Genomic DNA, 21,928 nt, shown 5'->3' with positions numbered 1-21,928 from the left:
TCATTGATACTGCTCCAGTAAAGTGGCGATACCTTCCGGCGTCAGATGAACGTGGGTGTCTTCATCCACCATCATGGTCGGGCCTTTATCACAGTTACCCAGGCAGCAAGTCGGCAGCAGCGTAAAGCGACCGTCCGGCGTAGTCTGGCCCGGTTTGATATGCAGGTTTTGTTCTAAAGCGGCCTGAATACCCTGATAACCGGTGATATGGCACACCACGCTGTCGCAGTAGCGAATCACATGACGGCCCACTGGCTGACGATAAATCTGGCTGTAGAAGGTCGCGACACCTTCCACGTCACTGGCCGGAATTCCCAGCACTTCAGCAATGGCGTTAATCGCGCCATCGGGGACCCAGCCACGCTGTTTCTGCACGATCTTCAGGGCTTCAATCGAAGCCGCACGCGCATCTTCGTAATGGTGTTTTTCGTGCTCAATCGAGTGGTGTTCTGCCTCGCTCAGCACAAAGACCTCATTAGGGTCGATCGTTTGGATGGCAATTTTTTGATCGTGCATAATTAGCGGTCCACGTCTGACATAACAAAATCGATACTACCGAGGTAAACGATCAGGTCGGATACCAGGCTGCCACGGATCACCGACGGGATCTGTTGCAGATGCGGGAAGCTCGGCGTACGCACACGGGTGCGGTAGCTCATGGTGCTGCCGTCGCTGGTCAGGTAGTAACTGTTGATCCCTTTGGTCGCCTCGATCATCTGGAAGGATTCGTTGGCCGGCATTACCGGCCCCCAGGAAACCTGTAGGAAGTGAGTAATCAGGGTTTCAATGTGTTGTAGCGTGCGCTCTTTTGGCGGCGGCGTGGTCAGCGGGTGATCCGCCTTGAACGGCCCTTCCGGCATATTTTTCAGGCATTGCTCCAGAATACGCAGCGACTGCCACATTTCTTCCATTTTCAGCATCACGCGGGTGTAGGCATCGCTGATGCCCGCACCGACCGGAATCTCAAAATCGAAGTGTTCATAACCTGAATAGGGGCGCCATTTACGCACGTCAAAATCAAGACCGGTCGCGCGCAGACCCGCACCGGTGGTGCCCCAGGCCAACGCTTCATCCATGTTGTAGGCGGCAACACCCTGTGAACGCCCCATCAACACGCGGTTACGAAGCGCGGCTTTGTCGTACTCTTTCAGACGCTTAGGCATCCAGTCGAGGAAGTCACGCAGCAGACGTTCCCAACCTTTCGGCAGATCGTGCGCTACACCACCAATACGGAACCATGCCGGGTGCATACGGAAACCGGTGATGGCTTCCACCACGTCATAGATTTTCTGACGGTCGGTAAAGGCAAAGAACACCGGCGTCATCGCGCCGACGTCCTGAATAAAGGTCGAGATATAGAGCAGATGGCTGTTGATGCGGAACAGCTCTGACAGCATCACGCGAATCACATTGACGCGATCTGGCACGGTGATACCCGCCAATTTTTCGACCGCCAGCACATACGGCATTTCATTAACGCAACCGCCGAGGTATTCGATACGGTCGGTGTACGGAATATAGCTGTGCCAGGACTGACGCTCACCCATCTTTTCGGCACCACGGTGGTGATAACCGACATCCGGGACGCAATCGACAATCTCTTCACCGTCGAGTTGCAGAATGATGCGGAACGCACCGTGTGCAGACGGGTGGTTCGGACCCAGGTTGAGGAACATGAAGTCCTCATTGGCGGTGCTGCGCTTCATGCCCCACTCTTCTGGCTTGAAGGTCAGCGACTCCATCTCAAGGTCTTCTTTTTGCTTGGTCAGCGTGAAGGGGTCAAACTCAGTCGCGCGCGCCGGATAGTCCTTACGCAGCGGGTGCCCTTCCCACGTCTGCGGCATCATGATGCGCGTCAGGTGCGGGTGACCATCAAAAGTCATACCAAACATTTCCCAGGTTTCGCGCTCATACCAGTTGGCATTCGGGAAAATTTTGGTGATGGTTGGCAAATGCATATCGTTTTCAGACAACGCGACCTTGAGCATGATGTCGCGATTGCGTTCAATAGATAGCAGATGATAGAAAACGGAAAAATCCGCGGCAGGTAACCCGGCGCGGTTGGTACGTAAACGCTCATCCATGCCATGCAAATCATAAAGCATGACGTAAGGCTTCGGCAGCTTACGAAGGAATTCAACAATTTCCAGCAATTGTTCACGCTTCACCCAAACCACCGGGATGCCGGTGCGGGTAGCCTGAACGGTAAAGGCGTCCGGCCCAAAACGGTTACGCAGCTCGCCGATCACCGGGTCGTCCAGGTGATCCCGGGTTTGCCATGCAGGCTGAGCGAGATCTTGCGTGGTTAAATCTGTCATACGTTACTCACCATTCCGGCCTGTAATCAGGCACTCAAAAGAAGGCGTCAGGATGGCGGCACACATTAAATTGTGGTGTTCTGCTGCGGCCGTGGCTCCATCCGTGTACGGGTAGCTTAAACTTCGTCGGGTGTTCTCAGGTTGGTGACGGCAATGCGTTCACCGCGTTTTCTTTCGCGTTCCGACTGCATATTGGCGCGATACACACCCTGATCACCCACCACCCACGAGAGAGGACGACGCTCTTTACCGATGGACTCGCGTAACAGCAGCAGCGCCTGCATGTAAGCTTCCGGACGAGGCGGGCAGCCCGGAATGTACACATCCACCGGCAGAAATTTATCCACGCCCTGCACCACTGAATAGATGTCATACATGCCGCCGGAGTTGGCACAGGCTCCCATCGAGATTACCCATTTGGGTTCCAGCATCTGGTCATACAAACGCTGAATCACCGGTGCCATCTTGGTAAAGGGCGTACCGGCAATCACCATGAAGTCAGCCTGACGCGGGGAGGCACGCATAACTTCCGCACCAAAACGCGCCACGTCATGCACCGCAGTAAATGACGTGGTCATTTCCACGTAGCAACAGGAAAGGCCGAAGTTATACGGCCAGAGAGAGTTTTTACGTCCCCAGTTCACCATGTCGTGCAGGGCATGCTCAAGTTTGCCCATGTAGACGCTGCGGTGAACATGCTGCTCCAGAGGATCGGCGACAATCTCCTGTTTTTGCAGCGGATAGCGATCGTTATCGCCCCCGTTTGGGTCTACGCGTGTCAGCGTGTAGTCCATCTTATTGCCTCGCTTTTACTGCTTATGAGGATTGGTGTGGCTGTGACTGATCGGGATTGATTTGACGACAACGCGACGACGCGCAGGCGCCCAATCCAGTGCACCGATGCGAACCAGGTAAACCAGGCCTGCCAGCAGCACCAAAATGAAAATTGCGGCTTCGACAAAGCCGACCCAGCCGCTTTCGCGGATGGAGGTCGACCATGCGTATAAAAAGAGGGCTTCGACGTCGAAAATTACGAAGAACATCGCAACCAGATAGAATTTTGCGGAGAGGCGAATATGGGTGTCACCGACCGAGTCGATACCCGATTCAAACGGGGTGTTTTTGTAGCGCGCCCGGGCACGTCCACCTAACAACCAGCCACCGGTCAACATGAAGGCACAAAGACCGAACGCGATAACAATAAATACAATAAATGCCCAGTGATGAGCGATCACTTCAGTGGTTGTCGACATACTCTTTGCTTACTCATCAAAAGTGGCGCTGGCATCCTGCACTGTCGCAGCAAACACACCACATCGATTCAAGGGAAGGATAAAAAACCTTATAAACTTTGCTGTCATTATCAATTAAGCAGCAATTTTATGGGGTTTTTTACTCCTTTCTATAACCTTTTGTCAACTTTGACAAAAGTATCCAAACATTATTTTACATCCGCAGCATATTATTAACATACAAGGCCCGTTGCGCCAGCTAAATCGCTTCAGTTTGTGAGGTTAATTTCAGTGTAGCGGGAATTCACATGCATGGATCGTGCATTTAACAATCATATTTTGACAGGAATTAACCGGATTTCCTTGTCCTTTTCAGGGCTATTTTTTTGATCCAGAACACATAACAGTGCTTTTTGCTGTAAAAATCGGCAAAAGGGACAGGCAAACGCCCAGGAGAAGATGGCACGAAATGATAAAAGCGTTCCACTTAACATAAAAATGGAATGCATTTCATTTTTTTGGAAGGCTGGGAATAATTTGGTGCTAATTTCGTCTGAAATATCCAACAAAAATGACACAAAAAAAGCCTTAGCCGGTAAAAACCAGGCTAAGGCTTATTTATCGATGTTTTAACAATTGGCCGATGTTCTATTTGAGAACGATTATCGGCTCAAATTGTTATTACTCTTCATCATCCAGCAGCAGCGTACCATCCGGATTCGCGCTCAGGTTGTACGGATCGTTAGTGGATTGCATGGCATTGAAAATCGCCAGCGCCAACTCGTTATCGCTGTCCGGGTTACGGCACAGCAGATATTGCGTATCCGGCAACACAGGCAAACCTTCAGCCGCTCCCATCACGCGCAGCTCCGGACTCATCATCTCAACCGGACGCGCCGTGACCCCAAGCCCGGCTTTAACCGCAGCACGGACCGCAGCCAGGGTGGAAGCGACGTAAGAGATACGCCACGGGATACCCGCTTCGTTCAGATGGTCAATCGCCATATCGCGATACGGGCTGGGCTCATCCAACAGCACCAGAGGAATCGCTTCGCCGCGCTGGAAGATGTAGTCAGCCGCGCAATACCACAAGGTCGGTGACGTGCGCAGTACCTGATGGGTGAAGTTACCCGGACTGGAGGTGGTCACCACCAAATCTACTTCGCCCTGGTTCAGCATTTCCATCATAAATGGATTGCGCTTCACGCGAACATCAATCGCCAGTTTCGGATAGACCGAGGTTACGCGATTAAGCAGGAATGGCAGGATGGTGTCGGAAGTATCATCAGAAGCGCCAATGGTCAGCACACCCTGAATATTGCTGTACATCAGAGAGGTACAAGCTTCGTCGTTGAAACGAAGGATCTTTCTGGCGTAGCCCAGCAGTTGGATGCCATGCTCCGTCAGCAATTTATTACGTCCATGTCTGGCAAACAGCTCTTTACCTACCAATTGTTCCAGACGCTGCATCTGCTGGCTTACTGCTGATTGCGTTCTGCACACGGCCGCAGCCGCAGCTGCAAAGGTGTTCAGGTCAGCAACGGCGACGAAAGTTCTCAGCAGATCGAGGTCGAGATTCAGTATCGGACGATTTGCATTAGTCATGTTTTTCTTCACTTATAAGATTTTTTACAAACTACTACCCTGGTGTATTACCTTACTCATCATTGGGATAAGAGGTAATGGTGCTTAATGACAGCCCTGTGTGGAGACTGTCATGAAAAACTGTGTCAGGCGGATACCAACGATTACGTCACTCTGAAAACAGAGCAGCGGCGTCAATAAGACAGAACAACTTCTCGGGCCGAAAGCGTAAATCGCGCAAATGCAGGAAGCTGTGTAGTTGCCTGGTTTTCCGCAAAAAGGAGCTGCGGATCAAAAAATGATAACTGCGTGTTATGATGATGCGAAGAGGTAAACTGCATCAAATAATAAATTATACTTAATCATTTTTGCACCAGAAAGGGAAATGTTTTTATCAGAAACCTTGTAATTTTTGACCAAAACCCCTTTCCAGCACATCCTGCCACAATGCTGCTCATTTTTTAAGCCCTCCTGGTTCCTAAACTTGTCAGGGAAAGCTTAAGTTTCAGCGCAAATGCTCTTTATCGCAGGCCGCCAGCGGCTATCTGAACCAGGCCCATCTTTGAATTAGCCCACTGAAACTCGATGAGAATGAGGTGCATTTTCTAACGCCAGCAGAGGATGGGCCAATAACGGTTAACTATTCATCTTCTGACAAATATTTTTTAACTATTTCATCCTGTCGCTAATAATCCAATCCCGCAGTTGTGAATAAATTTTTTTTAATCACACCCTCATCATCTGGATTAAGGTGTTTACAGACCACCTCAACGCAAGCAGCATTAAATTTCAACTTTCTTTACTTTACTGGACAATTTAACCACCTTAATTAGTCTAAGATATCTTTTCCCCCAGGACTAGCTCGAAAAATTGCCAAACACGCCAAAACCTGAGGTGACCCTTCTTTTGTTACGGGGAGAGGAGTAAATTGGGCGGGTTTGTTTTTTGTGGCAGGTTAAATGGACTCTGCCCGTTAAGGCGGTAGCGATGAATTTTCAAATTGATAAATCCGGTAAGCTGGATAATGTCTGCTATGACATCCGTGGGCCGGTACTGAAAGAGGCGAAACGTCTCGAAGAAGAAGGCAACAAAGTTCTCAAACTCAACATTGGCAATCCTGCCCCGTTTGGTTTTGAAGCCCCCGATGAAATCCTGGTTGATGTGATCCGCAACCTGCCCAGCGCACAAGGGTATTGTGACTCCAAAGGTCTCTACTCGGCGCGCAAAGCGATCATGCAGCATTACCAGGCGCGCGAAATGCGCGATATGACCGTTGAAGACATCTATATAGGTAATGGCGTTTCGGAACTGATCGTGCAAGCCATGCAGGCATTGCTGAACAGCGGCGATGAAATGCTGGTGCCCGCACCTGATTACCCGTTATGGACAGCAGCGGTTTCGCTTTCCAGTGGTAAAGCGGTTCATTATCTGTGTGACGAGTCTTCGGATTGGTTCCCGGACCTGGATGATATCCGCAGCAAAATCACGCCGCGCACGCGTGGTATTGTGATCATCAACCCGAACAACCCGACCGGTGCGGTCTACAGCAAAGAACTGCTGCTGGAGATTGTCGAGATTGCGCGTCAGCATAATTTGATCATCTTTGCCGATGAGATCTACGACAAGATTTTGTACGACGAAGCCCAGCATCATTCTATTGCTGCGCTGGCACCTGACCTGCTGACCGTTACCTTTAACGGTCTGTCAAAAACCTATCGCGTTGCCGGTTTCCGTCAGGGCTGGATGGTGCTGAACGGCCCCAAAAAGCATGCCAAAGGCTATATCGAAGGTCTGGAGATGCTGGCGTCAATGCGCCTGTGTGCCAACGTACCGGCGCAACACGCAATCCAGACGGCGTTGGGTGGCTACCAGAGCATCAGTGAGTTTATCGCACCAGGTGGACGGTTATATGAACAGCGTCAGCGCGCCTGGGAATTAATCAATGACATTCCCGGCGTCAGCTGTGTGAAACCGCAGGGTGCGCTTTATATGTTCCCGCGTATTGATGCGAAAAAGTTCAACCTGTTCGACGACCAGAAAATGGTGCTCGATTTCCTGCTACAGGAAAAAGTGCTGTTGGTTCAGGGTACCGCGTTCAACTGGCCGTGGCCGGATCATGTGCGTATCGTGACCCTGCCACGCGTTGACGATCTGGAAATGGCCATCAGCAAGTTTGGTCGCTTCCTGCAAGGGTATCGTCAGTAACCTCAGACGCGTATAGTTGTGGTATTTCGGGGAGAGTCCTCTCTCCCCATTGTACGACAGGAACCGCTCATGACCCGAAGCCATTTTTTCGCCCATCTCTCCCGTCTCAAACTGATCAACCGCTGGCCGCTGATGCGCAACGTGCGCACTGAAAACGTCTCTGAACACAGCCTTCAGGTGGCGATGGTTGCTCATGCGCTGGCGATCATTAAGAACAAAAAATTTAACGGTAATCTCAATGCTGAACGCATTGCGATGCTGGCGCTTTATCATGATGCCAGTGAAGTGCTGACCGGTGATCTGCCAACTCCGGTGAAGTACTACAACGCGCAAATCGCTCATGAATATAAGAAGATAGAGAAAATTGCACAGCAAAAGCTGATTGAGATGCTGCCTCCTGAATTGCAGGATGCTTACCGCCCATTACTGGACGAACATCTGCACAGCGAAGCGGAACAGGCGGTGGTGAAGCAAGCCGATGCCTTGTGCGCGTACGTGAAGTGTCTTGAGGAGTTGTCAGCCGGGAACAACGAATTCCTGCTGGCAAAAGCGCGTCTTGAAAAAACCCTGGCGCAACGCCGTTCGCCAGAAATGGATTACTTTGTCGAGGTGTTCATTCCCAGCTTTAGCCTGTCACTGGACGAGATTTCGCAGGAAACGCCGCTGTAGCGGCGTGATTCACGGCGCGGTAAATCGCGCCGTTGCGAATTATGCTTTCAGCGACAGGGTAAAACCGCCCTTCCCATCACCGGTGACCACCAACGCTTCCAGCGTAGTCAGCGAAAAAGTTACATCGCTGAGACGTGGAGTATCGGCTGGGGCATTCACGGCGATCACCGCGCTTCCGGCATTCAGTCCCGCCAGCACGCCCGCAGGCGCATCTTCCACTACTACGCATTCACGCGCGCTTAACCCCAGTTTCTCAGCTCCCAGCAGATAGGCGTCCGGCTCCGGCTTGCCGCGTTTAACATTCTCAGCCGTGATAAAGACCGCGGGCGCAGGCAGACCGGCGGCTTTGTGGCGCGCATGAGCAACCGGAATCGAACCCGAAGTCACGATTGCCCACGGAATTTGCAGCTCGTTCAGCGTTGCCAGTAGCACCTGCGCGCCAGGTAAGGCTTGAACGCCATCAGTATCTGACGCTTCAATGCTTTCCAGACGCAAAAACTCCGCCTGAATCGCTTCCTCGCTCTGGCCCGCCATAAAATGACGTAACGATGTTATTGCCTGTTTGCCATGAATGAAGTTCAGAATGACGTCTGCCGTAAACCCATGGCGTGCGCCCCATTGTGTCCACGCACGCTCTACGGCAGGCAGTGAATCCACCAGCGTGCCATCCAAATCAAACAGAAAACCTCTGTACGTCACTCGCTACTCCTTCTTCAGGCATTGAGAATTTGCGCAATCTCATTCGCGCTTAAATGGTACTGGCGGGGGCAAGTGTGCCACAACGCCAACATCCGTTGATATTTTTCCCACATCGGCGTTTGCGCATTAAAACCGTGAGTACCGGAATCGAAATGGGTATAACGCCCTTCGGTGTTAACCATAAAACGCACATAGCCGAGATAGCGCGCTTCCGTCGCGGCATCAAAGCCAAGAAAGGCAAGGCGACGCTCCTCGATCTGTGCACCCTCTTTGAGATTGGACCAGGAGACATGCAACGCATGGTGCATCTCCATGATATCGATCAGGGTGCGACAAGTTGCTTCACTCAACTCGCCAAACTCTTTATCCAGTTCGCGCAGTTGCAGGCCATAGCCGCGTTCGATGATGGTTTGATAACGACGATAGCGCTCGGCATTATCCGGCTCAAGCATCGCCATCATTTTGTATTGATTCGACAGGATGAGCCGCTGTGCGTGGGTCATTTCCATGATGTTCTCCAGGGTCATTGCGACCGTTTAAAATTTAAACCAATGGAGAAATGATTGCACAACGGAAGTGATGCGGGTATGTCCGCACCACTTTTCTTTGATTTGACCCCGGATAAGCGGCAAATTCTGTCGCAGTTAAAAAGACGCTGCGATCAAAGATCGTCAAGAAAGGTACGGTCGAGTTGCTTGAACGCGCGTTTTAACACATCCGCCAACGCCTGATAGGTCGGCTTTCCTTCCACCGGGGCAATCGCCTGTCCGGCCTCTTCCAGTTTGGCGCGCACTTCATGGAACCATTGCAGTAAGGTTGGCGGAAGCGGTGTCATCGAACGTTTGCCCAGCCACCACAGCCCCTGCATTGGCAGGCTACAGGCGAATAATGCTGTTGCAACGGCTGGTCCCAGTTGCCCACCCATCGCGATTTGCCAGGTCAGGGTGAAGATAGCCAATGGCGGCATAAAACGAATAGAAAAACGCGTTGCCGTCACTACCCGATTTTCAGGAAAAACAGGTGCCAGGCGTTTATCAGCCGGCCAGGTCTTCATGTAATGCTGTCCGCGCTGAAATAAGCCGAACCAGCCAGGATTGCCCGTGTCATTCGCCATGATAGACCTCAACTATTCTTACAACATTTAAAATAAACTGATAACTACACAACTTTACGTGACATCCTTCAAAAGTTTTTGTCTTTAAGGGTGACACTGAGTATTCTGACGCCGTTTTAGCAACATTACCGGAAGCTACTGCTCAATTAAAGAACAGTTTAGAGCCATGTTTCGCTAAGCGGATTTCAAAAATTCGCGTAAAATTACCAAAATTTTTTGCGGAACGGTCTCTTTTTGACTACCGCATGATGTTAATCATTAATTTACCAGCTTTCATGGGCTACGCTGTTAGTCTGATCGCGTTATTTTTCGCCACTATTTAACCAATAGGTACTTCCATGTCGACGAAGTTAGTTCTGGTTCTGAACTGCGGCAGCTCCTCACTCAAGTTTGCCATCCTCAACCCCGCCAGCGGCGACGAATATCTCTCCGGTCTGGCTGAATGCTTCCATCTGCCCGAAGCACGCATTAAGTGGAAACTGGAAGGTAGCAAACAGGAAGCCCCTCTGGGTGCGGGTGCCGCGCATAGCGAAGCCCTCAACTTCATTGTTAAAACTATTCTGGCACAAAAACCAGAGCTGTCGGCACAAATCGCTGCAATCGGTCATCGCATCGTGCATGGCGGCGAACAGCTGACCCAATCCGTTGTGATTGATGAATCCGTAATCCAGGGGATTAAAGACGCTTCTTCCTTTGCTCCGCTGCACAATCCGGCACACCTGATTGGTATCGACGAAGCGATGAAAAACTTCCCGCATCTGTCTGACAAGAATGTGGCGGTTTTTGATACAGCTTTCCATCAGACAATGCCTGAAGAATCTTATCTCTACGCCCTGCCCTACAAACTGTATAAAGAGCACGGCGTACGTCGTTATGGTGCGCATGGTACCAGTCACTATTATGTGACTCAGGAAGCGGCCAAAATGCTGGATAAACCGGTGACAGAACTGAATGTGATCACTTGCCACCTTGGCAATGGCGGTTCTGTTTCGGCCATTCGCAACGGCGTGTGCGTTGATACCTCAATGGGTCTGACGCCGCTGGAAGGTCTGGTGATGGGTACCCGCAGCGGTGACATCGATCCGGCGATCGTATTCTTCCTGCACGACACCCTCGGCATGAGCGTGGATGCCATCAACAAACTGCTGACCAAAGAGTCCGGCCTGCTGGGTCTGACCGAAGTCACCAGCGACTGCCGTTATGTCGAAGATAACTACACCACCAAAGAAGATGCTAAACGCGCTATGGACGTGTTCTGTCATCGTCTGGCGAAGTATATCGGTGGCTACACCTCCCTGATGGAAGGCCGCCTCGACGCCGTGGTGTTCACCGGCGGTATCGGTGAGAATGCCGCGATGGTACGCGAACTGTCATTGCAGAAACTGGGGTTGATCGGCTTCGAAGTGGATCACGAACGTAACCTGGCCGCGCGTTTCGGCAAGTCTGGCTTCATTAACAAAGAAGGGACTCGCCCGGCACTGGTCATCCCGACCAACGAAGAGTTGGTCATCGCCCAGGACGCTGCGCGTCTTACCGCATAAATGCTTCTCTCCGTCAGCTCAGGCTGACGGAGTTGTTTTGAGCCATTGCAATACCAGAGAGGATATAACGTGTCTCGTACAATTATGCTCATTCCTACCGGCACCAGCGTCGGCCTGACCAGCGTCAGCCTCGGCGTGATCCGTGCGATGGAACGCAAAGGCGTGCGCCTGAGCGTATTTAAGCCTATCGCCCAGCCGCGCGCTGGCGGCGATACGCCAGACCAGACCACCACCATCATTCGTAAGAACTCCGCCATCCCAGCCGCCGAACCGCTGCTGATGTCACGCGTTGAGTCGCTGCTCGGTTCTAACCAGCAGGATGTGCTGATGGAAGAGATCATCGCCCGCTACCACGAAAACACCAAAGACGCGGAAGTGGTGCTGGTTGAAGGTCTGGTGCCGACGCGCAAACATCAGTTTGCCTCTGCGCTGAACTATGAAATCGCCAAGACCCTGAATGCGGAAATCGTGTTTGTGACCGCACTGGGCAACGATTCACCGGCGCAGCTGAAAGAACGTATCGAACTGACGCAAAGCAGCTTTGGCGGCAGCAAGAACAAAAACATCACCGGCGTGATCATCAATAAACTGAACGCCCCGGTCGATGAACAAGGCCGTACGCGTCCTGACCTGTCAGAGATCTTTGACGACTCCTCCAAAGCCAGCATCGCCAACATCGATCCGAAGCAGCTGTTTGCTGACAGCCCGCTGCCGGTGTTGGGTTGCGTGCCGTGGAGCTTTGATCTGATCGCTACCCGTGCGATTGATATGTCCCGTCACCTGAACGCTGACATCATCAATGAAGGCGACATCCACACCCGTCGGGTGAAATCCGTCACCTTCTGCGCCCGCAGCATCCCGCATATGCTGGAACATTTCCGTCCGGGTTCCCTGCTGGTGACCTCGGCAGACCGCCCGGATGTGCTGGTTGCAGCCTGCCTGGCCGCGATGAATGGCGTAGAAATCGGTGCCATTCTGCTGACCGGCGGTTATCAGATCGATGAACGTATTGGTCGTCTGTGCGAACGCGCCTTCCAGACTGGCCTGCCGGTCTTTATGGTGAAAACCAACACCTGGCAAACCTCGCTCAGCCTGCAAAGCTTTAACCTTGAGGTTCCGGCTGACGATACCCAGCGCATCGAAAAAGTGCAGGAGTACGTTGCCAGCTACATCAACAACGACTGGATCGAGTCGCTGACGGCGACGTCAGAGCGCAGCCGTCGTCTGTCACCGCCAGCATTCCGCTACCAGTTGACCGAGCTGGCACGCAAAGCGGGCAAACGCATCGTACTGCCGGAAGGCGACGAACCGCGTACCGTGAAAGCGGCCGCAATCTGTGCCGAACGTGGCATCGCCACCTGCGTGCTGCTGGGTAATCCGGACGAGATCCAACGCGTTGCTGCGGCACAGGGTGTTGAACTGGGTAAAGGTATCGAGATTGTTGATCCGGAAGTGGTCCGTGGGAACTACGTGCCACGCCTGGTCGAACTGCGTAAGAGCAAAGGCATGACCGAAGTGGTCGCGCAGGAGCAACTGGAAGATAACGTGGTGCTCGGCACCATGATGCTGGAAAGTGGCGAAGTCGACGGCCTGGTATCCGGTGCCGTTCACACCACCGCTAACACCATCCGTCCGCCGTTGCAGTTGATCAAAACCGCGCCGAACAGCTCACTGGTTTCCTCGGTGTTCTTTATGCTGTTGCCGGAGCAGGTGCTGGTGTATGGCGACTGCGCTATCAACCCGGATCCGAACCCGGAACAGCTGGCAGAAATCGCGATTCAGTCTGCCGACTCGGCCAAAGCCTTCGGTATCGATCCGCGCGTGGCAATGATCTCCTACTCCACCGGTAACTCTGGTGCCGGTAGCGATGTAGAGAAAGTGCGTGAAGCGACCCGTATCGCGCAGGAAAAACGTCCGGATCTGGTGATCGACGGTCCGTTGCAGTATGACGCCGCCATCATGGAAGACGTGGCGAAATCCAAAGCGCCGAACTCGCAGGTTGCGGGCCGTGCGACCGTGTTTATCTTCCCGGATCTCAACACCGGTAACACCACCTACAAAGCGGTACAGCGTTCCGCTGACCTGATCTCCATCGGGCCGATGTTGCAGGGGATGCGTAAGCCGGTGAACGACCTGTCACGCGGTGCGCTGGTAGATGATATCGTCTACACCATCGCGCTGACGGCGATTCAGTCACAGCAGGCTGAAGGTTAAAACGCTAAAGGCGTCCCGTGGGACGCCTTTTTTTGCGCGATAAATCGCGCCGCTACGGCCAGGAAAACGTTGGTAGCGGCGCGATTTATCGCGCATTACTGCATTATTGCAACATCACATCCAGCGCACGCAGATGCTGCGGCTGCCACGATAGCGTCACCTGTGCACCCGGCTGCCAACTCTTGTCCATCTTCGATGGCGACAGTTTCACCATAAAATTCCCCTGACCTGCTACGCTGGTCAACATCCGCACATGGTCGCCAAGATAAATAAACTGCTGGATCTGTGCCTGCACGATCTGATCGCCCTGCTCCGGTGCATTGACGTTGACGCGCTCCGGACGAATGCTGAGCTGGATCTTTTTACCCGGTGAACTGGGACGCACTTTTAACGCATCCAGTTGTGTACCGTCATCCAGTTTAACCTGATAGAAATCACCGTTCTGCGCCACCTGCGTTGCCAGCAAGCTGTTGTTTTCACCGATAAACTGCGCAACGAAGGCGTTCTCCGGCTGCTCGTAAAGTTTATCCGGGCTGTCCATCTGCTGGATCATACCGTCGTTAAACACCGCTACCCGATCGGACATGGTCATTGCTTCGCTTTGATCGTGCGTCACATAGACGATCGTCAGGCCGAGCATATCGTGTAACTGTTTGATCTCCATCTGCATATGTTCACGCAATTGTTTGTCCAGCGCACCGAGGGGTTCATCCATCAACACCAGCTTCGGCTCAAACACCAGGGCGCGCGCCAGGGCCACGCGTTGCTGTTGTCCACCGGACATTTGCGCCGGGTAACGATCCGCCAGCGAGGTGAGCTTGATCATGTCAAGGATGCGATCCACACGGGATTTGATATCCGCTTTGTTCATACGCCGGATCGACAGCGGAAACGCGAGGTTCTCCGCCACGGTCATATGCGGGAACAGCGCATAGTTCTGGAACACCATACCAATATCGCGCTGGTGCGGCGGCAACGTATGCAACGGTTTATCACGCAACAGAATCTCGCCATCAGTCGGCGTTTCAAACCCCGCCAGCATCATCAGACTGGTGGTTTTACCCGAACCGGATGGGCCAAGCAGCGTGAGAAACTCCCCTTCCTCCACGTCAAGATTGAGGTTACGCACCACCAGCTTATCGCCGTCGTAACTCTTTTTTATGTTCCTGAAACTAACGAAATTTCTCATGACGTTCTCTCGTAATGCGTGAAGGAAATGTAATCCAGGCACGGTTCCTGCATGAACAAGTTGAAAATGCACATGCTGGCGGCTCTTTTTTTAGCACTACCACATCGCATTTCAGGAACACAAGAGAAATTTGACAATTCAACTACAAAATTAGCCTGAATCAAAAATCGCAGGCTATTGTTTTCTATTGTCTTTTTAAAATTAACGTTGCGAAAATGTTAAAAATAACTCAACTGCACTGATAACGTGCCCTGCACCGTGTCAGGGCAACATCGGATCACTGAGCAACAGGCGTGGTTTTAAGGTGATGTTGCAACCGTTGCAGAATCGGCGCGAAGGCGGTGGCCATCTGCGCTTCGTCGACACAGGCGTAGCCCAGCAGCAACCCGCGACGCAGCGTGCCGCGCTGGTAATACGACGACAACGGGCGCGTTAACACGCCGTTCTGCTCCAACTCCGCGCTGAAGGCCACATCGTCGATACTTTCCGGCAATCCGAGAATCAGGTGCAGTCCGGCGTTGCTGTGATGCACCACCCAGGACGCGCCCAGCGTTTCGCTGATCAACGCCACCAGCGCCGCGCGGCGGCGACTGTAAATCTGCCGCATGCGCCTGACGTGCGCAGCGTAATGCCCTTCGCGAATAAACTCCGCCAGCGTCAGTTGCACCAGACCGTAGCCGCCACGATACAACTCCGAATGGGCCATTTTCATGCGGGCCGCCAGCGGTTTAGGGACCACCATGTAACTCAGGCGGATACCCGGATAGAGCGTCTTGCTGAAAGTACCGAGATAAATCACCGGCGCATCCGGGGACAACCCCTGAAGCGCAGGAATCGGGCTACCCGCAAAGCGAAACTCGCCGTCGTAATCATCCTCAACCACCCAGCTACCGGTACTTTTGGCGCGATTTAATAACTCATGCCGGCGTTGCAGGCTCATCACCGCCCCAAGCGGATACTGGTGCGATGGCGTCACGCAAATCAGGCGCGGAGCAGGTCGGTCACTCTGCTCCGGCGGCAGCACCAACCCCTGCTCGTCCACCTCGGTGGGGATCAGCTCGATACCGTTAACCGCCAGCACATTGCGAATGCCCCAATAGCCCGGTTCTTCCACCAGCGCGCTATCGCCGGGATCGCACAGCATCTTCGCCAGCAAATCGAGCGACTGATGCGTCCCGGCTGTCACCAGCACCTGCTCTGCCGTGCAGTTGACCGAACGGATCACCCGCAGGTACTCAGCCAACGCCTGTTGCAGCTCAACGCAACCACCGTGGTTGGCGTAGCTCAGGGATTCCACCGGCAGACGACGGCTGATACGCAACTGGATTTTGCGCCAGATGTCGTGTGGCATGTAGCTGACATCCGGCACCCCCGGCATAAACGCCCCCCACTGGAACGCCCCGGCCCCACTTTGCGACAGCAGCCGCGTACCGCGCCGTGACAAGCGGATGTTGCTCATCGCACGCGGTTTGATGGCGGGTGCAGGTGCCACTTCCGGGCTCTCTTCAGGCAACACAAGGGTGACGAAGGTACCACTTCCGGTTCGCGTCTCCAGATACCCTTCAGATTGCAGTTTTTCATAGGCCGCCAGCACGGTATTACGTGATACCGACAGCTCGCGCGCCAGGTCACGGCTGGCGGGTAAACGCACGCCGGTGGCAATGGCCCCTTCCTGAATCGCCCCCTGCAACACATCGTACAGGCGCTTCGCCAACGGGCCGCCGGAAAGCTGATTTAAACGCTGAAACAGCAGGTCACCCAGTAAGCTGCGCAAAATTGGTACCTCAAAATAAAAAAAACTGGCTCTGGATTATAAAACCCTGAAAACGCTAAAAAGCAAGCAGGGCAGTTTTCCGGCGTGAAATCAGCCGGCGAATCACATGATGAGGTTGAGCTATGAGTAACAGCGAATTACAGGCACGTCGTTTAAACGCCACCCCGCGTGGGGTCGGTGTGATGTGCGATTTCTATGCCGTGAAAGCGGAAAACGCCACGCTCTGGGATCATCAGGGCCGCGAATACACCGATTTCAGCGCTGGCATCGCGGTGCTGAACACCGGTCATCGCCATCCTAAAGTGATGGCAGCAGTGAAGCAGCAACTGGATTGCTTCACTCACACCGCATTCCAGGTCATCCCGTACGAGAATTACATCAGCCTGGCCGAGCGTTTGAACGAACGTGTACCGGTGGCCGGTCCAGCCAAAACCACGTTCTTCTCCACCGGCGCAGAAGCGGTGGAAAACGCGGTGAAGATTGCCCGTGCGGCCACCGGACGTCCGGGTATCATCGCCTTCACCGGTGCGTTTCATGGCCGAACCCATATGACCATGACCCTGACCGGCAAAGTGGTGCCTTACAAAACCGGTTTCGGCCCGTTTGCCAGCTCGGTATTCCACGCCCGCTATCCCAACGCACTGCATGGCCACAGCGTTGCCGCAGCACTGGAAAGCCTCGAAGCGATTTTCAAATGCGATATCAGCCCACAGCAGGTAGCGGCAATTATTTTCGAACCGATTCAGGGCGAAGGCGGCTTCAACGTCGCGCCGCCAGAGTTTGTCAGCGCGCTGCGCAAGCTGTGTGACCAGCACGGAATTCTGCTGATTGCCGACGAGATTCAGAGCGGGTTTGCCCGCACCGGTAAACTGTTCGCCTGTGAATACTACGACGTCAAACCCGATCTGATCACCATGGCGAAGAGCCTGGCAGGCGGCATGCCGCTGTCAGCGGTGGCCGGTCGCGCCGAAGTGATGGATGCCCCGCAACCGGGTGGTCTGGGCGGCACCTACGCCGGTAGCCCACCAGCAATTGCTGCGGCACACGCGGTGCTCGATGTTATCGATGAAGAACAGCTGTGCCAGCGTGCCAATCAGCTCGGCGCAAAACTTACCGAAACCTTACAGGGTGCCGGTTGTCGCGCACTGGTTGACGTACGTGGCCGTGGTTCGATGATCGCCGCAGAATTTAACGATGCGGCTGGCAAGCCGTCTGCCGATATCGCCCGTTCCATCCAGCAACAGGCGCTGGCTCAAGGGTTGATTCTGCTGACCTGCGGTGTATACGGCAACGTGATCCGCTTCCTCTATCCGCTCACCATTCCGGACGCGCAGTTCGACAGCGCCTTGCAACTGCTGACCGGCATTCTGGCAAAACACTAAGTCTCCCCCGGCGCATCGCTCCGTTCCAGCGCTGCGCCGGTTACCTGGCATAAAAGCTGCATTGCAAACACCACGCAGGTTCGCCTGCACATCAATAATAATTCAGGAGTTGTGGGATGGTTAAAAAGTTAGCTGTACTCATTTTCGCTACCATAGCACTGCAAGCACAGGCAGAAACCCTGACTGTGATCTCTTTTGGTGGCACCAATAAAGACGCCCAGGACAAAGCATTCTATAAACCGTTCACTGCCGCTGGCCTTGGCACCATTGACGCGGGCGAGTACAACGGCGAGATGGCACGTATCCGCGCGATGGTTGAAACCAAACAGGTTGGCTGGGATGTGGTGGAGCTGGAAACGCCGGAACTGCTGCGCGGTTGCGAGGAAGGGCTGTTCGAAACTCTCGACTGGAACAAGCTGGGGAAAAAAAGTGATTTTATTCCCGGTAGCGTGAGCGAATGCGGTGCCGGGATTTTTGTCTGGTCGACCGTACTGACCTATGACGCCGACAAACTGAAAACCGCCCCGACCAGCTGGGCTGACTTCTGGGATGTGAAGAAATTCCCGGGTAAACGCGCGCTGCGTAAGAGCGCCAAATATACCCTTGAAATCGCGCTGATGGCCGATGGCGTGAAGCGTGAAGATGTCTACAAAGTGCTGGCGACCCCGGCCGGTGTTGATCGTGCCTTCAAAAAACTGGATGAGCTGAAACCGAATATTCAGTGGTGGGAATCCGGTGCGCAGCCGCTGCAATGGCTGGTATCGGGCGACGTGGTGATGGCTTCCGCTTACAACGGCCGCGTTGGTACCGCGCAGGCTGAAGGTCACAACTTCAAAATCGTCTGGGACGGCGGCCTGTATGACCTGGACAACTGGGCCATCGTCAAAGGTTCGCAACATAAGGCACTGGCGGAAAAGTTTATCGCCTTTGCTAACCAGCCGGAAAACCAGAAAGTCTATGCCGAAAATATCCCTTACGGTCCGACCAATATTAAAGCCGGATCGCTGCTTGAACCTGCCCGTCTGAAGCAACTGCCAACCGCGCCGGATAACCTGGCGAAATCGGTACAGGTAGATGCCAATTTCTGGCTGGAGCATGGCGAAGAGCTGGAACAGCGCTTTAACAGCTGGGCCGCGAAGTAAGTAGTCCCGTAGCGGCGCGATTTATCGCGTTTTTTTTCCGGCACGACGCACAGCATTGCGCGATAAATCGCGCCGCTACGAATGAGTGCAGAAATATCAGTAAGGAGTCCGGCCATGAGCCAAAATCCCGTGTTGGATACCCCAGCACAATCGGCGCCCAACGCGCACGAACCGACACTGCGCCAGCGCCTGAACCGCAGTGAGTTTGCCAAAACCCGGCGTTCGCTGCTGCTTATTGCGCCGTTGTTGGTGTTCGTGGTGGTCTGCTTCCTCTTCCCGATTGGTTCGATCCTCAGCCAAAGCATCAATAACCCGGAACTGCCAGAGGCGTTGCCGCAAACCAGCAAAGCCTTACAGGCATGGTCGGGGGATGCATTACCGGACGAGCACCTTTATGCCCTGCTGGCGAAAGAGTTAATCGCCGCGCGCGATCAGGGACAAATCGCCAGTGCAGCGAAGCGTCTCAGCTACGAAGATGCCAGCTACCGTCGCCTGATCCTGGCCGTTCCACGTCAGGCACCGGCCGATGGTGTTGATGTGAAGAACATCCTGATTGCCAAACAGCCGCTGTGGGGAGATATCACCACCTGGCGCACGCTGCAACGTGCCGCCAAACCTCTGACCAGCCTGTATCTGCTGTCGGCCTTTGACCGTAAAGTCGATGCCAAAACCGGTGCTATCGTCAGCCAACCCGCTGACCAGGCGCTGTACGTAAATGTACTGCTGCGCACCTTATGGATGGCGACGGTGGTGACCCTGTTGTGTGTCGGTATCGGCTATCCCCTCGCTTACTGGCTGGCGAAGCAGCCGTCAGGCCGTGCCAACCTGTTGATGATTCTGGTGCTGCTGCCGTTCTGGACCTCGCTGATTGTCCGTACCGCCAGTTGGATTGTGCTGCTGCAATCGGGCGGGCTGATCAACCGGGCGCTGATGGGGATTGGCCTGATCGATCATCCGCTGACGCTGGTGTTTAACCGCCTCGGCGTCTATATCTCGATGACCCATATTCTGCTGCCGTTTATTGTGCTGCCGCTGTATGCAGTGATGAAAGGCATTTCACCCAGTTACATGCGTGCCGCCATCTCCCTTGGGGCGCATCCGTTTCTCGCTTTCTGGCGCGTGTATGTGCCGCAAACCTTCGCGGGTATCACCGCCGGTGCGCTGCTGGTATTTATGATGGCGATTGGTTATTACGTTACCCCGGCGCTGCTCGGCGGTCCCGACGACCAGATGGTCAGCTATTTTGTGGCCTTCTTTACGAACAGCACCATGAACTGGGGCATGGCCGCTGCACTCGGCAGCCAGTTGCTGATCATCGTGATGCTGCTGTACATCGTCTATGTTCGTGTTACCCGTACCCCCGCTGAAGCGGCGGCGCGTTAAGGAGTGGCGAAGATGAAACAACAAGGTTCTACTCTGCTGCGCCTGTGGGGCGCATTCTTCAACTTCTATGGCGCGGCGGTGTTGCTGTTTTTGATCCTGCCGATTCTGGTGATTGTGCCGCTGTCGTTTAATGCCAGCTCGTTCCTCAGCTATCCACTGAGCGGCTTTTCTCTGCGCTGGTATCAAACCTTCTTCCATTCACAGGAGTGGCTGGGCGCGCTGGGTAACAGTTTGCTGATAGCGCCGCTGGCGACGTTACTCGCCACCGTCCTTGGCGTGCTGGCATCGATGGGTCTGGTGCGGGGTGAGTTTCGAGGTAAAGGTCTGGTCATGGCGATCATCATTTCGCCGATGGTGGCTCCCGTGGTAATCATCGCGGTGGGGATGTTTTTCTTCTTTGCCCGGCTGTCATTGCTGAACAGCTATCTCGGTCTGGTACTGGCGCATACTTTGCTCGGCGTGCCCTTTGTAGTGATTACCGTGGTCGCGGTGCTGAAAAGCTATGACACCAATCTGTCACGCGCGGCTGCCAGCCTTGGGGCATCACCGCTGCTGACTTTTCGCAAAGTCACCCTGCCGCTGATTGCGCCGGGGGTATTTTCGGGGGCGCTGTTTGCCTTTGCCGCCTCATTCGATGAAGTGGTGGTGACACTGTTCCTCGCCAGTCCAAGCCAGCGCACGCTACCGATTCAGATGTTCGCGGGGATCCGTGAAAACCTTGATCCAACCATTGCCGCAGCGGCAACGCTGATGATTGGAGCGTCGCTGGTGCTGCTGATTGTCATGGAGATCTTACGGCGACGGGGTGAGCGGATGCGTCAGTCGCATCCAGCCCATTAATGCAAAAGGCGCCAGTTGGCGCCTTTGTTTTATGCGTCGCTGTTGCGACTTAGCCACAACGACAAGGCTTTCAGTGAATCATCGGTGAACTCGTCACAACGCGCGGTGATCTCTTCTGGCGTCATCCAGAATACTTCATCCACTTCCTCTTCCTGCATAGCAAAAGGACCGTGCGAGACGCAGCTAAACAAACCGCCCCAGACGCGGCAATGTTCATCTTCGAAGTAGAATTTGCCGTGCTCAGCAAACGGGACCGCAGCGATACCCAGCTCTTCTTCCGCTTCGCGCCGCGCCGATTCCAGCATATCCTCACCACTCTGCACCACGCCACCCGCGGTAGCATCAAGCTTGCCTGGCATGAAGTCTTTGATTTCAGTACGACGTTGCACCAGAATTTTTCCCATGCCGTCGTGCACCACGATATAGGTGGCGCGATGACGCAGGCATTGTGCACGCATCTGTGCGCGGCTGGCCTGTGCAATCACTTCATTCTCTTCGTTAACGATATCTACCCATTCGATACCGTCAGCTGCAGGTTGATCCACCATCCGTAACCCTTTTCTGTTTAGGCGTGCCGGGCACGCGCCTGTTTACTGTTCTTTATTAGAGTGAGCGGTAAGGTAAAGGGTTCTTTTCCCCATC

General features: G+C 53.8%; 19 protein-coding genes. 8 read left to right on the top strand and 11 right to left on the bottom strand.

Going from position 1 to position 21,928, the window contains the following annotated elements; genetic code table 11:
- The 5 genes from nuoE to lrhA all read right to left on the bottom strand — a co-directional run bounded on the left by nuoE (position 1) and on the right by lrhA (position 5,155).
- Entirely contained in the window at positions 1-516 is a 516-nt protein-coding gene (gene nuoE, locus CTZ24_RS14875) for an NADH-quinone oxidoreductase subunit NuoE (protein WP_208723916.1), read from the bottom strand.
- A 2-nt stretch (positions 517-518) separates the two neighbouring features.
- A complete protein-coding gene (gene nuoC / locus CTZ24_RS14870) occupies positions 519-2,318 on the bottom strand; it encodes an NADH-quinone oxidoreductase subunit C/D (RefSeq protein ID WP_021185074.1) in 1,800 nt (599 codons plus the stop codon).
- Positions 2,319-2,434: 116 nt separating this feature from the next.
- The gene (locus CTZ24_RS14865; RefSeq protein ID WP_013509885.1) at positions 2,435-3,112 is read right to left on the bottom strand and encodes a NuoB/complex I 20 kDa subunit family protein; all 678 of its coding nucleotides are present in this window, start codon (positions 3,110-3,112) and stop codon (positions 2,435-2,437) included.
- 15 nt (positions 3,113-3,127) lie between these two features.
- A complete protein-coding gene (locus tag CTZ24_RS14860) occupies positions 3,128-3,571 on the bottom strand; it encodes an NADH-quinone oxidoreductase subunit A (RefSeq protein ID WP_021185075.1) in 444 nt (147 codons plus the stop codon).
- Positions 3,572-4,231: 660 nt separating this feature from the next.
- Positions 4,232-5,155 carry a transcriptional regulator LrhA gene (lrhA, locus tag CTZ24_RS14855; RefSeq protein WP_007889314.1) on the bottom strand — a complete coding sequence of 308 codons (924 nt, stop codon included), beginning with the start codon at positions 5,153-5,155 and terminating at the stop codon, positions 4,232-4,234.
- Between the two features lie 966 nt (positions 5,156-6,121).
- On the opposite strand from lrhA, the gene CTZ24_RS14850 reads away from it, so the two are divergent.
- Together CTZ24_RS14850 and yfbR are read left to right on the top strand one after the other, a co-directional pair.
- Entirely contained in the window at positions 6,122-7,339 is a 1,218-nt protein-coding gene (locus tag CTZ24_RS14850) for a pyridoxal phosphate-dependent aminotransferase (protein WP_013509888.1), read from the top strand.
- Positions 7,340-7,408: 69 nt separating this feature from the next.
- Positions 7,409-8,008, top strand: a complete 600-nt coding sequence (yfbR, locus tag CTZ24_RS14845; protein ID WP_021185076.1) for a 5'-deoxynucleotidase — start codon at positions 7,409-7,411, stop codon at positions 8,006-8,008.
- Between the two features lie 39 nt (positions 8,009-8,047).
- Here yfbR and CTZ24_RS14840 read toward each other — a convergent pair whose 3' ends face one another.
- From CTZ24_RS14840 to yfbV, 3 genes are all read right to left on the bottom strand, one after another.
- Positions 8,048-8,707, bottom strand: a complete 660-nt coding sequence (locus tag CTZ24_RS14840; RefSeq protein ID WP_208723915.1) for a sugar phosphatase — start codon at positions 8,705-8,707, stop codon at positions 8,048-8,050.
- Between the two features lie 14 nt (positions 8,708-8,721).
- A complete protein-coding gene (locus CTZ24_RS14835) occupies positions 8,722-9,216 on the bottom strand; it encodes a YfbU family protein (protein ID WP_021185078.1) in 495 nt (164 codons plus the stop codon).
- A gap of 152 nt (positions 9,217-9,368) precedes the next feature.
- Positions 9,369-9,821: a terminus macrodomain insulation protein YfbV gene (gene yfbV, locus CTZ24_RS14830; RefSeq protein WP_036626815.1), complete on the bottom strand. Its 453-nt coding sequence runs from the start codon at positions 9,819-9,821 to the stop codon at positions 9,369-9,371.
- A 338-nt stretch (positions 9,822-10,159) separates the two neighbouring features.
- On the opposite strand from yfbV, the gene ackA reads away from it, so the two are divergent.
- Complete coding sequence (ackA, locus tag CTZ24_RS14825; RefSeq protein ID WP_208723914.1) at positions 10,160-11,362, top strand: acetate kinase; 1,203 nt, start codon at positions 10,160-10,162, stop codon at positions 11,360-11,362.
- A gap of 69 nt (positions 11,363-11,431) precedes the next feature.
- Positions 11,432-13,576, top strand: a complete 2,145-nt coding sequence (gene pta / locus CTZ24_RS14820; protein ID WP_208723913.1) for a phosphate acetyltransferase — start codon at positions 11,432-11,434, stop codon at positions 13,574-13,576.
- A gap of 103 nt (positions 13,577-13,679) precedes the next feature.
- Here pta and CTZ24_RS14815 read toward each other — a convergent pair whose 3' ends face one another.
- The gene (locus CTZ24_RS14815; protein WP_013509895.1) at positions 13,680-14,765 is read right to left on the bottom strand and encodes an ABC transporter ATP-binding protein; all 1,086 of its coding nucleotides are present in this window, start codon (positions 14,763-14,765) and stop codon (positions 13,680-13,682) included.
- Positions 14,766-15,042: 277 nt separating this feature from the next.
- Positions 15,043-16,539, bottom strand: a complete 1,497-nt coding sequence (gene pdxR / locus CTZ24_RS14810; RefSeq protein WP_208723912.1) for a MocR-like pyridoxine biosynthesis transcription factor PdxR — start codon at positions 16,537-16,539, stop codon at positions 15,043-15,045.
- A gap of 122 nt (positions 16,540-16,661) precedes the next feature.
- On the opposite strand from pdxR, the gene CTZ24_RS14805 reads away from it, so the two are divergent.
- The 4 genes from CTZ24_RS14805 (at position 16,662) to CTZ24_RS14790 (ending at position 21,286) form a co-directional block, all read left to right on the top strand.
- Positions 16,662-17,921, top strand: a complete 1,260-nt coding sequence (locus CTZ24_RS14805) for a 4-aminobutyrate--2-oxoglutarate transaminase (protein WP_208723911.1) — start codon at positions 16,662-16,664, stop codon at positions 17,919-17,921.
- 116 nt (positions 17,922-18,037) lie between these two features.
- Entirely contained in the window at positions 18,038-19,063 is a 1,026-nt protein-coding gene (locus CTZ24_RS14800; protein ID WP_021185086.1) for an ABC transporter substrate-binding protein, read from the top strand.
- Positions 19,064-19,177: 114 nt separating this feature from the next.
- Positions 19,178-20,446: an ABC transporter permease gene (locus CTZ24_RS14795; RefSeq protein WP_208723910.1), complete on the top strand. Its 1,269-nt coding sequence runs from the start codon at positions 19,178-19,180 to the stop codon at positions 20,444-20,446.
- A 12-nt stretch (positions 20,447-20,458) separates the two neighbouring features.
- Positions 20,459-21,286 (top strand): ABC transporter permease, encoded by an 828-nt coding sequence (locus tag CTZ24_RS14790; RefSeq protein ID WP_021185088.1) that lies wholly within the window; start codon positions 20,459-20,461, stop codon positions 21,284-21,286.
- A gap of 29 nt (positions 21,287-21,315) precedes the next feature.
- Here CTZ24_RS14790 and yfcD read toward each other — a convergent pair whose 3' ends face one another.
- A complete protein-coding gene (gene yfcD / locus CTZ24_RS14785; protein ID WP_021185089.1) occupies positions 21,316-21,834 on the bottom strand; it encodes an NUDIX hydrolase YfcD in 519 nt (172 codons plus the stop codon).
- Positions 21,835-21,928: the final 94 nt, after the last annotated feature.

Origin of the sequence: Pantoea phytobeneficialis (genome assembly GCF_009728735.1) — a bacterium.
In the GTDB taxonomy this organism is placed as follows: domain Bacteria; phylum Pseudomonadota; class Gammaproteobacteria; order Enterobacterales; family Enterobacteriaceae; genus Pantoea; species Pantoea phytobeneficialis.
This window is presented reverse-complemented; position numbering and strand designations above follow the sequence as displayed.